This window comes from Streptomyces gardneri, assembly GCF_006539185.1.
Classification (GTDB): domain Bacteria; phylum Actinomycetota; class Actinomycetes; order Streptomycetales; family Streptomycetaceae; genus Streptomyces; species Streptomyces gardneri.
The window spans coordinates 1-21124 of sequence record NZ_BJMN01000010.1 but is presented as its reverse complement, the minus strand read 5'-3'; the positions used below and the strand labels follow the sequence as shown (position 1 = coordinate 21124).

Genomic DNA, 21124 nt, shown 5'->3' with positions numbered 1-21124 from the left:
CCACCGCGCTGCCCGGCGCCACCCGGACGGGCCCCCGGAGCGGCGATGCCGGCCACCCGCACCCACCGACCAGGGCACGTACTCACCGACCGGGGACCACACTCACCGACCAGGAATCACCAGCCCCGACTCGTAGGCGACGATGACCAGTTGGGCGCGGTCACGCGCCGCCAGCTTCCCCATGATCCGGCTGACATGCGTCTTGGCCGTGAGGGGCGACAGCCCCAGCGCTTCGGCGATCTCCGTGTTGTTCAGTCCCCGGCCCACCAGCGTCAGCACCTCGCGCTCACGGTCCGAGAGACCCTCCGGTCCGCCCGTCACAGGAGTCGGGGGCAGCGCGAGGGCCCGGGCGATCAGCCGTGACGTCGGACCGGGCGACAGCAGGGCCTCCCCGCCCGCCACCGTACGTATCGCGGCCAGGAGCTCGGCCGGGCGGATGTCCTTGACCGCGAACCCCGAGGCGCCCGCCCGCAGCGCCTCCATGACGTGCTCGTCCGTGTCGTACGTCGTCAGGACCAGCACCCGCACGCCGGCCAGGTCCTCGTCGGCGGCGATCAGCCGGGTCGCACCGATACCGTCGAGCTCGGGCATCCGGACGTCCATCACCACCACGTCGGCCCGCGCCGAACGGGCCAGCTCCACCGCCTCCTTGCCGTTCGCCGCCTGTCCGACGACCTCCATGTCCGGCGCCGACTCGACGAGCATCGCGAACGACGCCCGCACGAGGTTCTGGTCGTCCGCGAGCAGCACCCGGATCACACCGCCACCTCCTTCATCACGAGCGGCAGCCGCGCCGACACCTCGAAACCCCCGCCTGCGCGCGGCCCCGCGCTCAAGGTGCCACCGACGCTTCTGGCCCGCTCCCGCATCCCGAGAATCCCGTACCCCGCCCCACCCGCGAGTCCCGGACCAAGCACACCACCACCACCATCGCCACCCGATCCACCATCCCCACCCACATCACCGACGGCTCCCGAGGCGCCCGCCCCGCCCTGTCCGCCGACGCCACCCCCATTGGTCACCCGCACCGTCAACACCTCCTCCACGAGGCCGACATCGACCCGCATGTCAGCTCCTCGGCCGCCCCCGTGACGCACGGCGTTGGTCAGCGACTCCTGCACGATCCTGTACGCCGCCGCGCCGACCGCCGCGGGAACCTTCGTCGTCCCCGTCCGCACCGTCAGATCGGCGCCCGAGGTCCGGACGAGATCGGGCAGCGAGGCCAGGTCGGGCAGCGGGCCCTCCGGAGCGGCCCTCAGCACGTCCAGGGTCGTACGGACCTCGGCGCGCGCGTCCCGGCAGGTCTCGGCTATCTCGTCGAGCGCCCGGGCGAGCGCCTCCCGGTCGAGCCGGTCCGGCGTGGCGACCAGCACGTGCGCGGCGACGGACGTCTGGACGCCGATGAGGGTGATGGAGTGGGCGAGGAGGTCATGGAGGTCTCTGGCTATCCGCAGCCGCTCCTCGACGACCTTCCCCTCCGCCTCCCGCTCGGCCCGCTCCATCACACCGGCCACCAGCTGCCGGTAGAGCCGGATGCTCGCGCCGAAGACGAGCATCGCGATCACCCAGCCCGAGACCCGGAGCAGCTCCACCATCTCGTGCGGGTTGACCACGAGTTGGATCGTGAGCGTGACGGAGGTGACGGTGAGACCCACGAGCACCGTCCGCCGCGGCCGGCCGGTGGACGCGACCGTGTACAGGGCGGTCATGGAGGCGGGTATCGGCGCCAGGTGCATGTAGTCGAGCGCGTGGTACGGGGCGACGCAGGCCACCACGGCGAGGAGCACCGGCATGGGCGCCTTTCGCCGCCAGGCCAGCGGGACGTGCGCGGCGAGCAGCAGCGCCCAGCCGAGGAGGTCCGGGCGGCGGCCGTCGTCGACGGTGAGCGCGAGGACGGCCGCGAGAACCGCGAAGGCCGCGGCGGCCGTCGCGTCGCACCGCACCGGATACGGTGCGGCCTGCGGATCACGGGTGAAAGCCGCTGCGAAGTCCATGGTGTCCATCCTCCCAGTGGGCGGGGGCTCCTGACCGTCCGGGGGAGCCCCCACCCACCCCTGATCAGACCCCTACGGGCCGCCGCCCGGATTCCGAACGGGCCGTGGACACGGGCTTCTTGGCCAACGGACCCGGCCACCACACCCTGCGGCCGAGGAGCACGCTCGCACTGGTCACGAGATACGTACGGACCAGGAAGGTGTCGAGGAGGACGCCGACCGCGATGACGAAGCCGAGCTCGGCCAGCTGGACCATCGGCATGTTGACGAGGACCGCGAAGGTGGCGGCGAGCACGAGTCCCGCCGAGGCGATCACCCCGCCGGTCGTGCGCAGCGCGGCGAGGGCCGCGGGCCCCGCCTCGAGGCCGTTCAGGCACTCCTCGCGCATCCGGTGCATCAGGAAGATGCCGTAGTCGACGCCGAGGGCGACGAGGAAGACGAAGGAGAGCAACGCCAGTCCCGTATCGGTGCCTTCGAAGCCGAAGAGCCCCTCGAAGACGAGACCGCCGATGCCGAGGGCCGCGCCCCAGACCGCGACGACCGCGGCGACCAGGATCAGCGGTGCGACGAGACTGCGGAGCAGCGCGATGAGCACGATCAGCACCACGACGAGGACGAGCGGGATGGCGATCCTCTGGTCACTGGCACTGGTGTCGGCCATGTCGAGCTGCTCGGCGCTGGGCCCGCCGACGTACACCCCTTCACCGAGTGCGGAGCGCAGCTCCCTGATGGTTGCGGTCTCGCCGGCGGACTGCGGCGCGTGTGCCGCCACGACCGAGATCTCGCTCCAACCGTCGCCGCTGCGGCCGCGCTCGGCCCGCGAGACGCCTTCGGTGGCCCGCACGCGCTCCAGCACTTCGGCGGTGGAGCCGTCCGGGGCGATGAGCGTGATGGGCTGGGTGCCCAACTGCGGGTACGCGGCGGCCAGCGTCTTCATCGCGGCGACCGACTCCGGCGTGGAGCTGAAGGAGTCCTCCTGCTTGAGGGTCCCGGGCAGGTTGAGTACACCGAGGGCCAAGGCCGCCAGAGCGGCGGCACCGGCGAGGAGGACGGGCAGGGGGCGCCGGCCGGCGGAGGAACCCATGGCGGCGAACAGCGAACGGCGCGCGACCTTCGGCTCGCTTCCGTACGCGGGAATCAGCGGCCAGAACACCCGCCGCCCGAGCACGACGAGCAGGGCGGGCAGCAGCGTCAGCATCGCGACGAGGGCGCACAGCACACCCACGGCGGCCGTGGGCCCCATGCCCCGGCTGCTGTTCATGTCGGCGGCCAGCAGGCAGAGCATGCCCAGCGCCACGGTCCCCGAGGACGCGAGGACGGCGGGCCCGCAGCCGCGCAGGGCGGCGACCATGGCGTCGTACGGGCGGGGGACCCGGCGAAGTTCCTCGCGGTACCGGGAGACCAGCAGCAGCGCGTAGTCGGTGCCCGCACCGAAGACGAGGATCGTCATCACGCCGGTGCTCTGGCCGGAGACGCTGATGTCGAAGCCCTGGTGCAGGGTGTAGGTGACGGCCATCGACAGAAAGTCGGCGACCCCGGCGACGACCAGCGGCACGAGCCACAGGAACGGACTGCGGTAGATGACGATCAGCAGGACCGCGACGACGGCGACCGTCGTGTAGAGCAGCGGCCCGTCCAGGGAGCCGTACACCTCGCTCGCGTCCGTGGCCAGGGCGCCGGGTCCGCCGACCTCACCGCTCACCTTCTCGCGGACGTCGTGGACGAAGGCGTCCCTGGCCACCTCGTCGGTGCCGGGCTCCGTGCTGGACACCGCGTACAACAGGGTCGTCCCGTCCTGGGAAGGGACCGGACGCGGGGGCGAGGTGAGCGGATGCCCGGCGGCGACCTCCGCCACCTCCCGGGCGGCGGTCGCCCGGTCGGCGGCGGTCAGCCCGCCGTCACGGTGGTAGACGAGGACGAGGTCGGTGGAGTCGCCACCGGGCAGCTGCTCGGTGATCTTCGCGACCTGGGTCGAGTCGGCACTCGCGGGCAGGTAGTCGACGGCCCGGTCTCGCTGTACGTCACCGAGCTTGCCGGCGAGAGGCGCGGCGAGAGCGATCACGATCACCCACAACGCCAGCACCCCCCAGCCGACGATCCTCTTGCGCCCTTCCATCGGGTCTCCCTCCACGGTTCCTCAGCAGGTCGATCCCAGATTCCCGCTCCGAGAAGGGCGATTCATCGCACCGAAGGCCGAGGTGAGGACTACTGCCGAGGGCGGCAGACGCCTCCGACTACTCCCCGGGATGTATCGGGGAGGAGACCAATCGGGGAGGAGACCCTCAGGCCTTGCGGGCGAGGAGGTGGATCTCCTTGAACTGCCGTCGGTCCGTGGGCTGGGGCTCGCGCACCGTCCGGGCCACCTCGGCCAGTCCGGACTCGCGCAGCAGCGCGGCGAGGTGATCGGGCCACCACCGATACGCCGGTGCGACGGCGTGATCGAAGACCTGCGTCGGGTGCGACGGATCCTCGCTCGCCGAGAAGCCGATCAGAAGGTGACCGCCGGGCGCCAGCACGCGATGAAACTCCGACAGGATGACGGGGAGTTCTCGCGGCGGAGTGTGGATGACGGACCAACGCGAGAGTACGCCGCCCAGGGCGCCGTCGGCGATCCCCGACGCCGCCATCGAGCCCACGTCGAACCGCAGACCCGGATAGGCCTCACGAGCCAACTCGATCATCGCGGGAGAGGCGTCGACACCGAACGCCGCAAGCCCGAGCCCGTCCAGATAGGCGGTGACATGACCGGGCCCGCACCCCAGGTCCGCGACCTGACCGTCCCCGCCCGCACTCACCGCCTCGGCGAAGACACCCAGGATCGCGCGGTCGAGCGGACTGTCACGCAGCGAGTCGCGGAACAGCTGCGCGTAGGTGGAGGCGGCGGCGTCGTAGGCATGGCGGGTGGCGGTGAGGGCATCGTGTTCGATCACGTCGGCGAGAGTAGCTCCCGGCCCCGAGGCCCGCTTGTGCTTCCGCTCCCCCTGACGTTGGGTTTCCGGAGTCGAAGCAGCAACGGAGAGGGGAGACACGGTGGACGAGGCAATGTTCGTGAGGTTCCAGGGAACGGTCCGCGGCCCACGAGGGAACTTCCCCGGCATCTTCGCGTTGGCCAATGGCCTCGCTCGCGAGGGCCGGCTTTCCGGGGACGAGTACACGTTCTGGCGGACGAACAACGACTGGTACGACGCCAACTACCCCGACCCGTCGAGCACGGACCCCCGCGTCTACGACCACGAGCTGCACCCGGGCGCCGCCGCCTGGTTCAAGACCACAGCGGTGCACCTCGTCGACCGGGTGGCCGGATACCTGGACCTCCTGGCCGCGCACGGGGTCGCGTGCGAGCGGGTCGAGTCCTCGGCCCCGGGGCGGATCATCTACGAGGACGACGTGCAGGTGGTGGTCGTGCCCTGACGGACCGGACGGCTCATTCCGTGACAGGCACGCATTCGGTGAGAAGACCGACGATGTCGCGCCAGGCCCGGTCTGCGTGGAGCGGGTGGTGACCGATGCCGGGCAGCACCGTCTGATCGACGGGCGGGTGGTGGAAGGCGTGCAGGGCCCCGCCGTAGACCGCAAGGCGCCAGTCGACACCCGCGGCCTGCATCTCGGCGGTGAACGCGTCCCGTTGGGCCGGCGGCATGATCGGGTCCTCCGACCCGACCCCGACCCACACGGGACAACGGATGCGTGATGCCTCGCCCGGTCGGCCCGTGGTCAGCGCGTTCACGGTACCGATCGCCCGCAGGTCGACGCCGGCGCGCCCGAGCTCCAGCACGATGGCGCCCCCGGTGCCGTAGCCGATGCCGGCGATCCGGTCGGGGTCGGTCCGGGGTTCGGCGCGCAGCACGTCGAGTGCCGCGTTGCCGATGGCCCGCATCCGGTCGGGATCGGCGAGCAGCGGGGTCGTGTGCGCCAGCATCTCCTGTGGATCGGTGAACCAGCGCCCGCCGTTGATGTCGAAGGACAAGGCCACATAGCCCAGTTCGGCGAGGGCGTCGGCCCGACGGCGCTGGAAGTCGTTCAGGCCCGGCCCTTCGGGCCCGATCAGGACCGCGGGCCGGCGGTCGACACCGGCGGGCAGCGCGAGGTGGCTGATCATCGTGAAACCGTCGGCCGGATAGGCGACCGTGCGTGTGGTGACCGTCGTCGTCATGCGTTCGGACTGTAGTGATCGGCATGGCCGGACGGGCCGGTCTTCACTGTCGGCGGAAATCACCTGTCGTGCTCCCACTTCCAACTCCAGCACGCGGAGACACGGTGGTCGTGCTCGAAGCCGGGGCGGTTGAGAGGGCCGACCCGGTCGATCGCCTCCCCGGTGTGCGGGTGGTGGCGCCGGAGGAGACCGTAGGCGGCGTTGAGCCGCGTCCCGAAGTCGTCCTCGTCGAGCAAGGACACAAGCGCGTCGGCGACCGCCGTGGAACGATCCGGGCTGCCCGCGACGGCCTCCGCGATACAGGCACGCACACCGGCCACCGGATCCCGGAGCAGCCCGACGACGACGTCCCTGAAGTCGGCGCTGCCGTCCTGCGCCGCGATCATCGCCCGGCCGGCTTCGGTCCTTACTCCCCAGTCCTCGTCCCCGGCGAGCAGCAGCAGGGCGGCACGAGCCGCCGCGCCGAGAGGAGGGGGAGGAGTGTCCCAGCTGAGCAGGAGGTCGGGGACCTGGGTACGGACATGCGGGGCCGGGTGACCGGCGTACCGCAGTCCCACGTCCGTCGACTTCGGGTGCTCCGTCTCGCTCAGGACGCGCAGCACGTCGGCGAGGACGCCGGGGTCGTCCTCCCCGTCGGTCGCCCAGGCGACGAGCAGTTCCGCAGTCTCCGTCTCGTAGGAGTTCAGCCGGCTCGACGGAGACAGGAGGAACCCGAGGAGGACGTCGAGGACGAAGACGCGGTGCTGGGGATCCGGGCTGCGGCGGTAGGTCGTGAGGGCCGGCCAGGTCTCCTCGCTGCGGCGTTCGCAGAGGACCCACCGTGCGGACGACCAGTCGACATGGTCGGGCTCGCGCTGTGCCACGGCCCGGGCCACCAGTTCGTCCACGGGCGTCAGGATACGAAAGGCCCATTCCAGGTCGGTGAGGATCGCGCCGTGCCCGCCGCGTACCGTGAGGCCGTCGAGCGTCAGCTGTGTCACGTGGTTGTAGTCGTCGTCCATCACCCTCGACCGGTCCGCGGGGCCGTGGTCACCCGTCCTGTCCCGGAGTTCGTCCTCCGCGCCCCGCTCGTACCAGCGGCGGGCCAGAGCGAGCAGTTGCTCCCTGTCGGCCGCCGCGAGGCGCAGTCGGGGCTCCCGGCCCAGCACGGCCGTCGCCATCGCCGGAGAGCCGCCTTCGATGGCCCGTATCAGCGGAGTCGTTCCGTCCGGCAGCTGCCGGTCCGGATCCGCACCACCCTCGACAAGAGCACACGCGACAGCGGTGTCAAAGGCGGCGACCGCCAGGCACAGCACCGGCAGGCCGTCGTCCGCGACCGTGTCCGGGGCCGCTCCGGCCTCCAGCAACGCGGTCACGGCCTCCGGGTCCCCTCGCCGAACCGCCGCGACCAGCTGTGTACGGTCCATCTCGCGCTGTTCCTCCGTCTCGTAGTGGATCGCCGGTCCGATCAGTAGATTCCACCACCTTGAACGCGCCGCCACGTCATGGCCGAACGCAGGCCATGGTCCTGCCTGTCCGGTCATCATTGCCTTTTGACGTCTCATCAGGACGAAAGGCTGCCTCTCTTGCTGATCTACGCTTTCCGTGATGCCCGTGGTGTGTGGCACGGAGATCCGGACGCCGCCCTTCCCGGCATCGAGCCGGGGCGCGGTGTGCTCACCCTCCCCTCCACCGTCCCGGGCCAGGGCCCCGGCGCGTTCGACGGGCAGCGGGTCGAGGTTCTCTACGCGGGATGTGACCAGGAAGCCAGCGAGGCGACGTACCGACTCGACAGTGGCGAGACGTTCCTCGCCACCTGGCACGTCCACGAGTTGTTGTCTCCGGCATACCGGGGCGTGGCCGCGGCTCCCGCGGCAGCGCAGGACGCGACGACGACCGTGAGGCTCGAGGTCGGCGGTCCGCACCGCCGCTACAACCTGCATGCCGAACTCGTGGCGGAGGGACGTGTGGAGATCAAGGTCGTCGTCAGCTCTCCCGACGGTGTCATCCACGGCGAACTCGCCGGCGAGCTGGACCCACGGGATCTCGGCGAGATCGGCCGCCATCTCGCCTCGGTCGCGAGGACCGCGTCGTTCACCGCTCCTCCGGTCGAGGCCAAGGCGACCAACCGCGGTCAGGCATGGACCCCGGAAGCCGTCACCCAGCTCCAGGAGCGCCATCGAGCCGGCAAGAGCCCGGAGCAGCTGGCGGAGGAACTCGGGCGCAGCGAGAACTCCATCCGCTGGAAGCTCCACGGCCTCAAGCTCGCGCCCTACCCCGGCGACCTCGTCCCCGCTCCCCGCACCCCTGCCGAGCGGGAAGAGCCCAAGGCGTACACCGTCGAGGACAAGCGGCGGGTGTATCCCAACGCGTACAAGCCGTGGGAGCCCGCCGACGAACAGCGGCTCGCCGAACGCTGTGCCCAAGGTGTGTCCCTGCTCGACCTGTCGAAGGAATTCGGGCGCAACGAAGGCGCCATCGCCTCGCGACTGGTGAAGATCCAGGCAGAGGGACCGGCTGCCGAGGAAGCCTGGGAGTACGGAGGGTAGGACGGCGCCGAACCGGCACGCCCGGCCGGCGGCGTGCGCGGAAGGAGGGGCCGGGAATCCTCGGCTGATCCGCCGATGCCTCCCCGCGCGATCCCGAGGGAAAGTCGAACCTCCTGACGGGTTGCATCCACATGGGAATCGTTCAACAATCCTCCACAGTAGGCGAGTTGACGAGTCTTCGCCCGGCGGGCAGTAACGCTCCGGGGGTGCGCCGAGGGGAACCGGCGTGACGCCGGTCGGCGTCACCGGTGGCACAACGGGGTGGCACGGCGGGGGCGCGAGGGGCATCCGGGGCGGTCGGATCGCCCTGAGCGGGTGCTCGATGGAACGTCCCGGACCACACGAGCGGTGGCGGGGTAGGCGTACCGGAATGGGGGAACGGACATGAGTCACAACCCGTACAGATCGCGGCGCTGGACGCTTTCGGTGACCGTCGGAGTGGGTCTCGCGGCGATCCTGGCCACGTTCTTCGTGGTCCGGGCAGTGACAGGAGGCGGGGACCGGGACTGCTCCGTCCGGCTCACGGTGACATCGTCCACGGAGAAGGCAGAGTTGCTCTCCGACCTCGCCCAGGACTACGGCTCGGCGGGGCGCGAGTTCGGCGACGGCCAGTGCGCCGAGGTGAAGGTCCAGGAACTGACCTCGGGTGCGGCCATGGAAGCGCTCGCGTCGGGCTGGGACGAGAAGCGGGAAGGGATGGCCGAGCCCCAGGTGTGGACGCCGAGTTCGTCGCTCTGGCTGACGCTGCTCACACAGAAGACCACCGCGGCCGACCGCGCCCTGACGGTGGCCAAGCCCGTGTCCCTGGCCACCAGCCCCCTCGCCATCGGCATGCCCCGCCCCATGGCCGAGGCGCTCGGCTGGCCCCAGAGGCAGGTGGGCTGGAAGGACGTGCTGTCCCTGACGGAAAAGGGCTGGGGCGCGTTCGGTCACCCCGAGTGGGGCGCCTTCCGTCTGGGCAAGGACAACCCCCACACCTCCAGCTCCGGACTGGCGTCCACCGTGGCCGCGTTCTACGCGGCGACGGGCCGCTCGGGCGACCTGACCGAGAAGGACGTCCAGAACCCGAAGGCGCGGAAATTCGTGGCCGGCGTCGAAGCAGGCGTCCTGCACTACGCGTCGGACGCGACCGTCTACATGGCCAACCTCGCGGAGGCCGACGCCGCCGGCGGAGCGCTGTCGTACACGAGCGCCGTCCCCGTCCAGGAGCAGCTGATCCACCTCTACAACCAGGGCAGCCCCAAGGGTGACACCCGGCAGATCGGCAAGGGGAGGAAGCCGAGCGTCCCGCTGGTGGCCGTGCACCCGTCCGACGGCACGCTCATGATGGACCACCCGTTCGTCGTCCTGCCCTCCGCCACGGCACAACAGAAGGCCGCGGCCGCCGACTTCCAGCGCTTCCTGCTGGAGAAGGACCAGCAGCGCCGCTTCCAGGAGCTCGGCTTCCGCGATCACGAGGGTACGGCCGGCAAGGAGCTGGCGACGTCGGTCGGGCTGTCCTCCACGGAGAAGCTGTCCTTGATCGACCCGCCCGCGCCCGCGGTCCTGGGGCGGATCCTCGACAGCTGGGACGACCTGCGCAAGAAGGCCCGGGTGGTCATGGTCATGGACGTCTCGGGGTCCATGAACCAAGCCGCCGGAGACGGCCGCAGCCGCCTGGAAGCGGCGAAGTCCGCCGCCGTGAAGGCCCTCGACCTGTACCACCCCGACGACGAGGTCGGCCTGTGGGCGTTCTCCACCGAGACGGACGACCGGAGCGAACCGTACCGTCAGATCCTCCCGCCGCGCCGCATCGCCGAAGGGAAGGCGGGGCTCGTCGGCGCCATCAACGGGCTGCACGCCGAGGGAGGTACGGCGCTGTACTCGACCGTCCGCGCCGCGCAGCGCGCCGTGCTCGCCGACCTCGACAGCGACCGGATCAACGCCGTCGTCCTGCTCACCGACGGCCGGAACGAGTACCCGGCCGACAACGATCTCGACTCCCTGCTGCGGGACATCGACGCGAGGAACCTGGAACGCTCCGTCCGCGTCTTCACCGTCGCCTTCAGCGAGCAGGCCGACTTCGGCACGCTGGAGAAGATCGCCAAGGCGTCCAAGGCCGACGCCTACGACGCTCGTGACCCTGCGCTCATCGACAAGGTGATGCTCTCCGTCATCAGCAACTTCTGACCCGGGAGGAGTGGTTCCCATGGCCGGACACGGCCGGAGTCCCAGGGCCGTCGGCGCCGGCGCGAGCGTCGTACTGGGCATGGCCGGCGCCGGGGTGGCGGCCCTGGCCGGGGCCGCGTCCTGGGCCGCTCCGACGCTCGGCGTCATGATCGCCGCCGTCACCTGGGGCGCCCACGCGGCGGCGGACCGGCTCGGCCGCACCCCGGCGTCGCCCCCCGTCCCGGACAGGCCGGCCCCCGCCCGGGACCGGACGGTCCCCGCCGACACGAGCCCCTGGCTCACCAGGGCGTCCGAGGCGGCGGCCAAGTTGGACCGCCACCGCCGTGAGAGCACCGACCCCACCCTCGCCCAGGCACTCGCCAACGCCTCCGACCGGATCCGCTCCGCGGCGGACCAGCTGCGCACGCGCGCGGACGTCGTGGGCGTCATCGACGCCACCACGGCGGGTACGGACCGGGCAGCACTGCGCCGGGACGAGCGCCGACTGGCGAAGGAGGCGACCGCCGCCGCCCCCGGTCCGGTCCAGGAGGCCAAACGTGCCTCCGCTCACGCGGTCGCCGAGCGACTGGCCTCCCTGACACGCCTCGCGGACCTCAGGGACCTCATGACGGCCACCATCGAAGCGACGGCCCTGCGCCTGGAAGCGGCCGCCGAGCGCGGCTCGATGCTCGTCTCCCTGAGGGCCGCCGACGAGGCGGGCACCCGTCCGCTCGATCTCACGGCTCTGGGGGACGAGCTCGAAGCCGTCCAGGCAGGGCTCGACAAACTGGACGAGATCACCCGGATCCTGCACGACACGGATCCCACCCCGTAGAGCACTGCACGAGGGGACCCGTGCCGAGCGGGCGGGGCGTGGCGAGTCCGCCGGTCCGGTGGCTGTCCGGGACACCGGAACGGCGGAAGACCTCAGGCGGTCGGTCCGACCCCCTGCGGGACGCGCAGCGGTGCCGCGGTGGCCGCGACGACCTGCTCGACGGTGACGCCGGGGGCGAGTTCGGCCAGGACGAATCCGTCGGCGGTGATGTCGACGACGGCGAGGTCGGTGATGACACGCTGGACGACGCCTCGGCCGGTCAGCGGCAGATCGCAGGTGTCGACGAGCTTGGGGGCGCCGTCCTTGGCGGTGTGCTCCATGAGGACGATGACCCGTCCGGCACCGTGGACGAGGTCCATCGCCCCGCCCATGCCCTTCACCATCTTGCCCGGGATCATCCAGTTGGCGAGGTCGCCCGCGGCCGAGACCTGCATGGCGCCGAGGACCGCCGCGTCGATGTGGCCGCCGCGGATCATCCCGAAGGAGAGGGCCGAGTCGAAGAACGAGGCGCCGGGGAGCGTGGTGACGGTCTCCTTGCCGGCGTTGACGAGGTCGGCGTCGAGCTCGTCCTCGGTGGGGTACGGGCCGACGCCGAGGATGCCGTTCTCGGACTGGAGCACGACCTCGACGCCGGGCGGGAGGTGATTGGGGATGAGCGTCGGGAGTCCGATGCCGAGGTTGACGTAGCTGCCGTCGGTCAGCTCCAGGGCGGCGCGGGCCGCCATCTGCTCGCGGGTGTGGGCCATCAGGCGTCGCCTTCCTGTCGTACGGTCCGGCGCTCGATGCGCCGCTCGGCCGCGGGGTCGCCGGGTGCGACCCGGACCACGCGCTGGACGAAGACGCCGGGGAGGTGGACCTCGTCGGGGTCGAGCTCGCCCGGTTCGACGAGGTGGTCGACCTCGGCGATGGTGATGCGTCCGGCCATCGCGGCCAGCGGGTTGAAGTTGCGGGCCGAGGAGCGGAAGACGAGATTGCCGTGCCGGTCGCCGATGGTCGCCCGGACCAGCGCGAAGTCGGTGGTGATGCCCTCTTCCAGCAGGTACGGACGGCCGCCGAACTCCCGGGTCTCCTTCGGCGGCGAGGCCACGGCCACCGAGCCGTCGGTGGCGTAGCGCCAGGGCAGTCCGCCCTCGCCGACCTGGGTGCCGGTGCCCGCGGGGGTGTAGAAGGCGGGGATGCCGGCGCCGCCGGCCCGCAGCCGCTCCGCCAGCGAGCCCTGCGGGACGAGTTCGACCTCCAGCTCCCCGCTGAGGTACTGGCGGGCGAACTCCTTGTTCTCGCCCACGTACGAGCTGGTCATCCGGGCGATCTGCCCGGCGGCGAGCAGGAGGCCGAGGCCCCAGTCGTCCACACCGCAGTTGTTCGAGACGACCTGGAGGCCGCCAGTTCCGCGCTGCCACAGCGCGTCGATCAGCGTCCCCGGGATCCCGCACAGCCCGAAGCCGCCCACGGCGAGCGAGGCCCCGTCGGAGATGTCGGCCACCGCCTCCGCCGCGCTCGCGACCGTCTTGTCCAGACCCATGAGGATCCCTTCCCTTGGGCAGCCGGATGACCTCGCTGGTCAGAGCCGGTGCCGGTACTAGCGACGAGTACGGAGCCTAGGCAGCGGGCTGTGGGCGCAACCATGGCTGCCATCCACATACCAACCCCCTCCGATGTGTCGGTGACCGCTGTCTCCGCGGCTGCCGGACGGGGGGCCGCGACAGCGCGCGAGGCACCCGCGAGGCGGCGTGAGGCATGCGCGAGGCCGGCCGCCCGTGGCCACGCGCGGGGGTCGTCAGGCCGACTGGGCGCGGTCCGCGAGAGAGCGGAGGGCGTGGGTGGTGAACACGTCCACTTTCGGCCATCCGGCGAGGGTGGTGGGAGGGCCCATCAACAGGCCTCGGATGGTGGGTCGCACAGCCATGTCTGGCGGTCGAGCGGCCGCATAGCCTCCCGCGAGACCCCTTCCCCGAGCTCGGAGGCACACCGATGCGTCGTCCCACTTTCCGCTCCTCGCCACGCCTCTGGCGGCGGGGCGCGCCGGCGGCACTCGCCCTGGCCGCACTCACCCTCACCACCGCCCCGGCGACGGCGACCCCGTCCGCCCCCGGTGGACACTGCGCCCGCCTGGCCCACCTCCGGGTGCCGGGCGCCGAACACCAGCAGGCCGCCTGCCTCGACGAACTGACCACGGCCGGCACGGTCGCCTCCGGCCACACCGACCCGGCCGACTGGGCGGGTCTCACCCCCAAGGACCTGGCCGCCCCCAGCGGCGTGCCCGGCATCCAGATCGACGGCTACTTCCCCGACAGTTCCACCACCAACACCAACCACGGGTGGAATCACGACGCCCAGTTCGTCGTCCGCATGCCCGACCGGTGGAACGGCGGCCTGGTGATCGCCGGCACCCCCGGCAACCGTGAGCAGTACGCCAACGACCGGGCCATCGCCGACTGGGTGCTCGCCCGCGGATACGCGTACGCCGCCACCGACAAGGGCAACACCGGGCTCGCCTTCCACCGGGACGGCGACGCGCCGGGCGACGCCATCGTCGAGTGGAACGACCGCGTCACCCAGCTCACCCGCGCCGCCCGTGCCACGATCGCCCAGCGGTACCACCGCCCGCCGACCCGCACCCTGGTCACCGGCATGTCCAACGGCGGCTATCTGGTGCGCTGGCAGCTGGAGAACCACCCCGAGCTCTACGACGGGGGAGTCGACTGGGAGGGCACCCTCTGGCGGGCCGACGGCCCCAACCTCCTGGACTTCCTGCCCCGGACGCTGCGCGCCTACCCCGTGTTCGCCGCGGGCGGCGAGGGCGCGGAGGAGGCACGCGAGGAGATGCACGCGGCAGGGTTCCCCGCCGGGTCGGAGTTCCTGTGGCCGTACCACCACAAGGTCTACTGGGACCTCACCCAGCGCATCTACCGCGAGGAGCTGGACCCCGGCTACGACGGGGCGGCCGAGGCGGGCACGCCGTACTGCGCCACGGGCACGCCGGGCTGTGACACCGACTACGACTACGCGACCCGCCCCGACGAGGTCCGGCAGGCCGTGGAGAGGATCGCCCTGACCGGGCGCATAGGCAAGCCTCTGATGACCCTGCACGGCACCCTCGACGCCCTGCTGCCCATCGGCCAGGACTCCGACGTGTACGCACGGATGGTGCGCGAGGCGGGCCGCGGCCGACTGCACCGCTACTACCGCATCGAGGGCGGCACCCACGCCGACTCCCTCGTCGACGCGTTCCCGGACAGGCTCAGGCCGCTCACGCCGTGCCACCGCACCGCCTTCACGGCCCTGGAGGAGTGGCTCACCAAGGGGCACAGGCCGCCCGCCTCGGGCACCGTCGCCCTGCCCGCGGGCCAGGATCCCGTGACCCTGGCGAACACCTGCTCCCTCGACGTGGAGAAGCGCGCCGGCACGCGGTCCTGACCGCCGCCGCCCGGTGCTGCCCCGGCCGGCCCGAGCCCTGTTCGGCACCGCCGCCCGGTCCTGCCCTGCTCAGCGCCTCCGTCCGGCCCGCTCCTATGGTGTTCTGCTCCATTGATCCAGCTGTCTTTATGGTGGCTGCATCCATGGGGCAGAGACCGGGCTCTCCCTACTGTTTCCGGCCATGACGAACACATTTCCCACCCCGGACCAGCGGCCGTCACCTGCGGCCGCGGCCGAGCTGAGCGGCCGCACCGCACTGGTGACGGGCGGCGGCAGCGGCATCGGCCGGGCCTGCGCCCTCGCCCTGGCGCAGGCAGGGGCCTTCGTCCACGTCGTCGACCGGGACGCCGACTCGGCGAAGGCCGTCGCCGAGATCGCCGGCGGCCAGGCGCAGGTGGCCGACCTCGCCGACCCGGGCGCCATCGGCCTCCTGCCCACCGAGATCGACATCCTCGTCAACAACGCCGGTCTCCAGCACGTCGCCCCGCTCACGGAGTTCCCGCCGGACCGGTTCGAGCTGATCCAGAAGGTGATGGTCACCGCCCCGTTCCTGCTCATGCAGAGGACGCTGCCGCACATGTACGCCCGCGGGTGGGGCCGTGTCGTCAACGTCTCCAGCGTCCACGGACTGCGGGCGAGCGCCTTCAAGTCGGCCTATGTCACCGCCAAGCACGCCTTGGAGGGGCTGAGCAAGGTCGCCGCGATCGAAGGCGCCCCGCACGGCGTCACCAGCAACTGCGTGAACCCCGGCTACGTCCGCACCCCGCTGGTCGAGGGCCAGATCCGCGACCAGGCCGCCGCCCACGGCATCAGCGAGGGCGACGTCCTGTCCAACGTGTTGCTGGCCCGCTCGCCCGTCAAGCGGCTCCTGGAGGCCGACGAGGTCGCCGCGGCCGTGCTGTGGCTGTGCGGTCCCCACTCCGGCTACCTGACCGGTGCCTCCCTGCCGCTCGACGGCGGCTGGACCGCGGGCTGACCCGCTCCCGCCCTTCGAGTCCGCCCTCCAGGCACCCCCCTCGCGTTCCACCCCCGTCCCGTCCGTTCGTGAAACCGGTGAATCCATGTCTGACACCACCACCCAGCCGAGAAGCGGCATCGGCCGCATCGTCGCAGCGAGCCTGATCGGCACCACCATCGAGTGGTACGACTTCTTCCTCTACGGCTCCGCCGCCGCGCTCGTCTTCAACACCCTGTTCTTCCCCAGCGCCGACCCCTTGGTGGGCACGCTGATCGCCTTCATCACGTACGCCATCGGATTCGCCGCCCGGCCGCTCGGCGGCATCGTCTTCGGGCACTTCGGGGACAAGATCGGACGCAAGAAGCTCCTGGTGCTGAGCCTCCTGATGATGGGCGGCGCCACCTTCGCGATGGGCCTGCTGCCCACGTACGAGAACATCGGCGTCTGGGCGCCGGTCCTGCTGACCGTGCTGCGGCTGGTCCAGGGCTTCGCCCTGGGCGGCGAGTGGGGCGGGGCCGTCCTCATCGTCTCCGAGCACGGCGGCGACAAGCACCGCGGCTTCTGGGCCTCGTGGCCCCAGGCCGGCGCCCCGGGCGGCAACCTGCTCGCCACCGGTGTCCTGGCGCTGCTGGCCGCCGTCCAGTCGGAGGCCGACTTCCAGGCCTGGGGCTGGCGGATCCCGTTCCTGCTGTCCGGTCTCCTCGTGCTGATCGGTCTGTGGATCCGCGTCTCGGTCTCCGAGTCCCCGGTGTTCCTGGAGGCCCAGGCGAAGGCCGAGGCGGCCGCCGCCGCGGGCGTCAAGGAGGAGGCTCCGGTCGTCGAGGTGTTCCGGCGCAGCTGGCGCGAGGTGCTGTCGGCCATCGGCACCCGCTTCGGCGAGAACATCTCGTACTACATCCTCACCTCCTTCCTCCTCGTGTACGTCACCGTGCACCTGGAGCTGCCGAAGAGCACCGCGCTGAACGCCGTCCTCATCGGCTCGGCCGTCCACTTCGTCACCATCCCGATGTGGGGCGCTCTCTCCGACCGCATCGGCCGGCGCCCGGTGACCCTGATCGGCTCCTCGGGCATGGCGATCTGGGCCTTCGTCTTCTTCGGCCTCGTCGACTCGAAGTCGTTCGTGGTGATCACCCTGGCCGTCACCGCCGGCCTGCTGCTGCACGGCGCGATGTACGGGCCGCAGGCCGCGTTCATCTCCGAGATGTTCGACACGAAGGTCCGCTACTCCGGCGCCTCCATGGGCTCCCAGCTCGCCTCCATCCTCGCCGGCGCCCTCGCCCCGATCATCGCGGTCGAGCTCCTCAAGGACTACGGCACCTCGACGCCCATCAGCATCTACCTCTGCGCGGCGGCCGTGATCACCACCATCACCGTGGCCGTCACCAGGGAGACCCTCGGCCGCGACCTCAGCCGCGGCCGGGACGAGGAGCCCGCGGCGGCGCCCGCGGTCACCGCGGGCGACCGCGCCTAGCCTTGCCACACCCGTGAGCTGTCCGGTCCGTCGTCGTCATGGGCGTGAGGACGACGGACCGGGCTCGCTCACCGCAGCACCACCCGCCCATACGGCCGCAGGAGGCCCCATGACCGCCGGTCGCCGAGCCGATGCCCGAACGCCTTCGCCCACCGAGACGGCCGCGCGCCGCATGCTGGACCTTCTCGCCGCCGACTCCCCGGCCCAGGAGCTCGCGCGCGAGCCCGCGCGCTCGCGGGCCGGCGGGGCCCTCCCGGCGGACGTCGAATGGATCGAGGAGACCACCGAGGTCGCCCTGTCGGTGCGGCGGGTGATCGACCAGTACCGGCGCCGGGAGGCGGAACTGGTCGCGCTGTTCGACACCGCCGGCGACCTGGCCCGGCTGCGGGACCTCGACGCCGTCCTGCGCGCCATCGTCCGCCGGGCCCGGACGCTCCTCGGATCGGACGTCGCCTATCTGACCCTGAACGACCCGGTCGCGCACGACACGTTCATGCGGGTCACCGAAGGTTCCGTCTCGGCGGCCTTCCAGCAGCTGCGACTGGGGATGGGCGAGGGCCTGGGCGGCCTGGTCGCGCAGACCGCCCGCCCGTACGCCAGCACGGACTACCACGCCGACCGCCGCTACCGGCACACCGGAACCATCGACGACGGCGTGTCCGAGGAAGGGCTGCGCGGCATCCTCGGCGTCCCCCTGCGCCTGGGCGAGGAGATCATCGGCGTCCTCTTCGCGGCGGACCGCACCCCGCGCGAGTTCACCCCCGACGCCATCGCCCTCCTCGGCTCGCTCGCCGACCACGCCGCCGTCGCCATCGACAGCGCCCGCCGGTTGGGGGAGACCCGCACCGCGCTCGCCCGGCTCGAAGCCGCGACCGCCAGGGCACGCGAGCACAGCGAGGCCCTCCACCAGGCCTCCGACGCCCACGACCGGCTGTCCAAGCTGGTGCTTCGCGGCGCCGGCACGGACGAGGTCGCCGCCGAGATCGCGGCGCTCCTCGGCGGCGGGGTCGCCATCCACGACACCGACGGCAGCGAACTGGCCCGGGTCGCCACCGATCCGGTCACACCCCCGCCCGCGAGCCTCGACGCGTCGCACACCGAGGGCCGCGCGGTCCACGCCGACGGTGTCTGGACCTGCGCCGTCCTCGCCGGAGCCGAGCCGCTGGGCAGCATCGTCCTGACCGGACGCGCGGACCTCCCCGAAGCCGACCGGCGACTGTTCGAACGCGCGGCGCTCGTCACCGCGATGCTCCTCCTGATCCGCCGCTCGGTCGCCGAGACCGAGGACCGCGTACGCGGCGAACTCCTCGACGACCTCCTCGCCGGACCCGCCTCCTCGGCGCACTGGGACGGAGGCAGCCTCACCCTGCGCGCCCGACGCCTCGGCCTGGACCTCGCCCGCCCCCACGCCGTCGCCGTCCTCGACTGCGAACCCGCCCTGCGCCCCCGGCTCGCCGCGGAGAACGCCCGCACCGCCCGCAGACTCGGCGGCCTCGCGGGCACCCGGCACGGCAAGACCGTCCTGCTCGCGCCCTGCGACCGGCCCGGCACCCTCGCCCGCGACCTCGCCGCCGACCTCGCCCGGATCATCGGCGCACCGGTCACCGTGGGCGCGGCCGGCCCGGGCACCGGCCCCGAACACCACGCGGCCCTCCACGCGGAGGCCCTGCGCTGCCTCACCGCCCTGCACTCCCTCGGCCACACCGGCAGCGGAGCCGACATCGCCGACCTCGGCTTCATCGGCGTCCTGCTCGGCGACCGCGCCGACATCGCCTCGTACGTCGATCGCGTCCTCGGCCCGGTCCTCGCCTACGACACCGAGCGCGGCACCGAACTCGTGCGGACCCTGCACGCCTACTACGACCAGGGGGCGAGCCTGGCCCGCGCCAAGGACGCCCTCCACGTCCACGTGAACACGGTCGTCCAGCGCCTCGACCGCGTCGCCCAACTCCTCGGCCCCGACTGGAACACCCCCGCCAGCGCCCTGGAGATCCACCTGGCGCTCCGCCTCCACCAGCTGTCCCACGGGACTCCCGGCCACTGAACAGCGGCCCCTATGCGGGGCGTTCCGAGAGCCCTTGGGGTCCCGAGTCGTAGCGGTCCAGGAACTCGTCCGCCGAGAGGTCGAGCGCATGCAGTACGGAGAACACCTCCGTGCCCGCGCCCACTTCCTCGTCGCCTTCGCAGATCCGGTAGGCCTGCACCATGTCGAGGACCTCGAAGTCGCTCTCCGCGGCGTACTCGGCCGACTCCCGCTCGGCCAGTTCGACGGCTTCGTCGAGGGACCGTGCCCGGAACAGCACGACCCGCTCCTCGTAGGGTCGGTTCTCCCAGGTCAGCCATCTGTAGAAGGTTCGGGCGCTGTACCACGCCTTCGGCTCTTGCTTCATTGCCGGTCCGTCATCCCCTCGCGCCACACCGTGATCTTCACCAGAAGAGATCCACTTTCTGGCCTGATCCTTTCGTTTCTATGGCAACGCGCGCCACATTACGGTCCGTGGAAGTGGTGGGCCGACATGTGGGCCCGAGTCACCGCTGTTCATCAGGATGTCCGCATCTCACCCCCATCTGGAGATGCGAATGAAGATCAGACAGCTCCTCGCCGCCGCCTTCGCGGCCGTCGCCATCGCCGCCACGACCGTCGGCGGTGCGACGGCTGCCGTCCCCACACCGACCCCGGGCTCGCTGCAGCAGTACAACATCAGCTCGACCTACGTGAGTGGGCTCTCGTCCGGTGGGTTCATGGCCAACCAGATGCACGTCGCCTACTCCGACGTCTTCAAGGGCGCGGGGATCTTCTCGGCCGGCCCGTACGACTGCGCCCAGAACAGCGTCAACACGGCCCAGTACGCGTGTATGGAAACGTTCATGGCCCGCAAGACCCCGGCCCAGCTGGAGCAGTTGACCCGGGACCGGGCGACGGCCGGCAAGGTCGATCCGGTCGCCAACCTCTCGGGTGACAAGGTCTGGCTGTTCCACGGCACCAACGACGCCACCGTCAAGGCGGCCGTGAACGACGACCTCGCCACGTACTACCGCGACTTCGGCGCGGACGTGGTCTACGACAACACCTCGTCCTCGGGCCACGCCTGGGTCAGCCCGCTCGGCCCCAACTCGTGCTCCTCCACCAGCTCGCCGTACGTCAACAACTGCGGTGGCGACCCGGTGAGGGACATGCTGACCCACCTGCTCGGCGGCGTGAACCCGGCAAGCTCCTCGGCCCTGACGGGCAAACTGGTCCAGTTCGACCAGAGCACCTACGCGCCCGGCGGAAGCTCCAGCGCGATCAGCATGGGCAACGAGGGCTTCGCCTACGTCCCGCAGTCCTGCCAGAGCGGCGCCTCCTGCAAACTGATGGTCACCCTCCACGGCTGCTACCAGTACTTCGGCGTGGTCGGCAACGCCCTCATGGACAAGGCCTACCTCAACGAGTACGCCGATACCAACAACATGATCGTCCTCTACCCGCAGGCCACCACCATGACGGGCAACCCGCGCGGCTGCTGGGACTGGTGGGGGTACAAGTCGCCCGACTACGCCCAGAAGAGCGGCCCGCAGATGACGGCCGTGATGAACATGGCCAAGGCGCTCGGCGCAGGAACCGTGAACCCCTCGCCCCT

General features: G+C 71.5%; 18 protein-coding genes. 9 read left to right on the top strand and 9 right to left on the bottom strand.

Annotated elements, in window-relative coordinates; translation table 11 throughout:
* Positions 1-102: 102 nt before the first annotated feature.
* From SGA01_RS06735 to SGA01_RS06720, 4 genes are all read right to left on the bottom strand, one after another.
* Positions 103-759, bottom strand: coding sequence for a response regulator (locus SGA01_RS06735; RefSeq protein ID WP_141294304.1), 657 nt, complete (start codon positions 757-759; stop codon positions 103-105).
* The gene (locus SGA01_RS06730; protein WP_141294302.1) at positions 756-1994 is read right to left on the bottom strand and encodes a sensor histidine kinase; all 1239 of its coding nucleotides are present in this window, start codon (positions 1992-1994) and stop codon (positions 756-758) included. The genes SGA01_RS06735 and SGA01_RS06730 overlap by 4 nt, the downstream gene beginning before the upstream one ends.
* Positions 1995-2058: 64 nt before the next feature.
* Positions 2059-4110, bottom strand: coding sequence for an MMPL family transporter (locus SGA01_RS06725; protein WP_141294300.1), 2052 nt, complete (start codon positions 4108-4110; stop codon positions 2059-2061).
* 166 nt (positions 4111-4276) lie between these two features.
* Positions 4277-4924, bottom strand: coding sequence for a class I SAM-dependent methyltransferase (locus SGA01_RS06720; protein ID WP_141294298.1), 648 nt, complete (start codon positions 4922-4924; stop codon positions 4277-4279).
* Positions 4925-5036: 112 nt separating this feature from the next.
* Between SGA01_RS06720 and SGA01_RS06715 the strand changes: the two genes are divergently transcribed.
* Complete coding sequence (locus tag SGA01_RS06715) at positions 5037-5405, top strand: hypothetical protein (RefSeq protein ID WP_141294737.1); 369 nt, start codon at positions 5037-5039, stop codon at positions 5403-5405.
* 13 nt (positions 5406-5418) lie between these two features.
* Here the strand turns inward: SGA01_RS06715 and SGA01_RS06710 are convergent, their stop codons facing one another.
* Both SGA01_RS06710 and SGA01_RS06705 read right to left on the bottom strand, forming a co-directional pair.
* Entirely contained in the window at positions 5419-6147 is a 729-nt protein-coding gene (locus tag SGA01_RS06710) for a dienelactone hydrolase family protein (RefSeq protein ID WP_141294296.1), read from the bottom strand.
* 59 nt (positions 6148-6206) lie between these two features.
* The gene (locus SGA01_RS06705; RefSeq protein ID WP_141294735.1) at positions 6207-7553 is read right to left on the bottom strand and encodes a HEAT repeat domain-containing protein; all 1347 of its coding nucleotides are present in this window, start codon (positions 7551-7553) and stop codon (positions 6207-6209) included.
* 159 nt (positions 7554-7712) lie between these two features.
* On the opposite strand from SGA01_RS06705, the gene SGA01_RS40915 reads away from it, so the two are divergent.
* From SGA01_RS40915 to SGA01_RS06690, 3 genes are all read left to right on the top strand, one after another.
* Positions 7713-8675 (top strand): hypothetical protein, encoded by a 963-nt coding sequence (locus SGA01_RS40915; protein WP_167534032.1) that lies wholly within the window; start codon positions 7713-7715, stop codon positions 8673-8675.
* A gap of 384 nt (positions 8676-9059) precedes the next feature.
* Positions 9060-10844: a vWA domain-containing protein gene (locus SGA01_RS06695; RefSeq protein WP_141294294.1), complete on the top strand. Its 1785-nt coding sequence runs from the start codon at positions 9060-9062 to the stop codon at positions 10842-10844.
* A gap of 19 nt (positions 10845-10863) precedes the next feature.
* Positions 10864-11658, top strand: a complete 795-nt coding sequence (locus tag SGA01_RS06690; RefSeq protein ID WP_141294292.1) for a hypothetical protein — start codon at positions 10864-10866, stop codon at positions 11656-11658.
* Positions 11659-11750: 92 nt separating this feature from the next.
* On the opposite strand, the gene SGA01_RS06685 is transcribed toward SGA01_RS06690, so the two are convergent.
* Together SGA01_RS06685 and SGA01_RS06680 are read right to left on the bottom strand one after the other, a co-directional pair.
* Positions 11751-12404 carry a CoA transferase subunit B gene (locus SGA01_RS06685; protein WP_141294291.1) on the bottom strand — a complete coding sequence of 218 codons (654 nt, stop codon included), beginning with the start codon at positions 12402-12404 and terminating at the stop codon, positions 11751-11753.
* Positions 12404-13180, bottom strand: coding sequence for a CoA transferase subunit A (locus SGA01_RS06680; RefSeq protein ID WP_141294289.1), 777 nt, complete (start codon positions 13178-13180; stop codon positions 12404-12406). The genes SGA01_RS06685 and SGA01_RS06680 overlap by 1 nt, the downstream gene beginning before the upstream one ends.
* Positions 13181-13629: 449 nt before the next feature.
* Between SGA01_RS06680 and SGA01_RS06675 the strand changes: the two genes are divergently transcribed.
* From SGA01_RS06675 to SGA01_RS06660, 4 genes are all read left to right on the top strand, one after another.
* Positions 13630-15075 (top strand): 3-hydroxybutyrate oligomer hydrolase family protein, encoded by a 1446-nt coding sequence (locus SGA01_RS06675; RefSeq protein WP_141294287.1) that lies wholly within the window; start codon positions 13630-13632, stop codon positions 15073-15075.
* Between the two features lie 181 nt (positions 15076-15256).
* A complete protein-coding gene (locus tag SGA01_RS06670; protein ID WP_055639496.1) occupies positions 15257-16051 on the top strand; it encodes a 3-hydroxybutyrate dehydrogenase in 795 nt (264 codons plus the stop codon).
* A gap of 85 nt (positions 16052-16136) precedes the next feature.
* Entirely contained in the window at positions 16137-17504 is a 1368-nt protein-coding gene (locus SGA01_RS06665; RefSeq protein ID WP_141294285.1) for an MFS transporter, read from the top strand.
* A gap of 109 nt (positions 17505-17613) precedes the next feature.
* Positions 17614-19548 carry a helix-turn-helix domain-containing protein gene (locus tag SGA01_RS06660; RefSeq protein ID WP_141294283.1) on the top strand — a complete coding sequence of 645 codons (1935 nt, stop codon included), beginning with the start codon at positions 17614-17616 and terminating at the stop codon, positions 19546-19548.
* A 10-nt stretch (positions 19549-19558) separates the two neighbouring features.
* On the opposite strand, the gene SGA01_RS06655 is transcribed toward SGA01_RS06660, so the two are convergent.
* Positions 19559-19894, bottom strand: a complete 336-nt coding sequence (locus SGA01_RS06655) for a DUF4288 domain-containing protein (protein ID WP_141294281.1) — start codon at positions 19892-19894, stop codon at positions 19559-19561.
* Between the two features lie 190 nt (positions 19895-20084).
* Here SGA01_RS06655 and SGA01_RS06650 point away from each other — a divergent pair.
* Positions 20085-21124 (top strand): extracellular catalytic domain type 2 short-chain-length polyhydroxyalkanoate depolymerase (locus SGA01_RS06650; protein WP_218037823.1); only part of this gene is annotated, 1040 nt, incomplete at its 3' end.

Coding starts and splice junctions, on each gene's coding strand:
- SGA01_RS06730 (WP_141294302.1), bottom strand. CDS start 1,994: ATGGACTTCGCAGCGGCTTTCACCCGTGATCCGCAGGCCGCACCGTAT.
- SGA01_RS06725 (WP_141294300.1), bottom strand. CDS start 4,110: ATGGAAGGGCGCAAGAGGATCGTCGGCTGGGGGGTGCTGGCGTTGTGG.
- SGA01_RS06715 (WP_141294737.1), top strand. CDS start 5,037: ATGTTCGTGAGGTTCCAGGGAACGGTCCGCGGCCCACGAGGGAACTTC.
- SGA01_RS06710 (WP_141294296.1), bottom strand. CDS start 6,147: ATGACGACGACGGTCACCACACGCACGGTCGCCTATCCGGCCGACGGT.
- SGA01_RS06705 (WP_141294735.1), bottom strand. CDS start 7,553: ATGGACCGTACACAGCTGGTCGCGGCGGTTCGGCGAGGGGACCCGGAG.
- SGA01_RS06695 (WP_141294294.1), top strand. CDS start 9,060: ATGAGTCACAACCCGTACAGATCGCGGCGCTGGACGCTTTCGGTGACC.
- SGA01_RS06690 (WP_141294292.1), top strand. CDS start 10,864: ATGGCCGGACACGGCCGGAGTCCCAGGGCCGTCGGCGCCGGCGCGAGC.
- SGA01_RS06685 (WP_141294291.1), bottom strand. CDS start 12,404: ATGGCCCACACCCGCGAGCAGATGGCGGCCCGCGCCGCCCTGGAGCTG.
- SGA01_RS06680 (WP_141294289.1), bottom strand. CDS start 13,180: ATGGGTCTGGACAAGACGGTCGCGAGCGCGGCGGAGGCGGTGGCCGAC.
- SGA01_RS06675 (WP_141294287.1), top strand. CDS start 13,630: ATGCGTCGTCCCACTTTCCGCTCCTCGCCACGCCTCTGGCGGCGGGGC.
- SGA01_RS06670 (WP_055639496.1), top strand. CDS start 15,257: ATGACGAACACATTTCCCACCCCGGACCAGCGGCCGTCACCTGCGGCC.
- SGA01_RS06665 (WP_141294285.1), top strand. CDS start 16,137: ATGTCTGACACCACCACCCAGCCGAGAAGCGGCATCGGCCGCATCGTC.
- SGA01_RS06660 (WP_141294283.1), top strand. CDS start 17,614: ATGACCGCCGGTCGCCGAGCCGATGCCCGAACGCCTTCGCCCACCGAG.
- SGA01_RS06655 (WP_141294281.1), bottom strand. CDS start 19,894: ATGAAGCAAGAGCCGAAGGCGTGGTACAGCGCCCGAACCTTCTACAGA.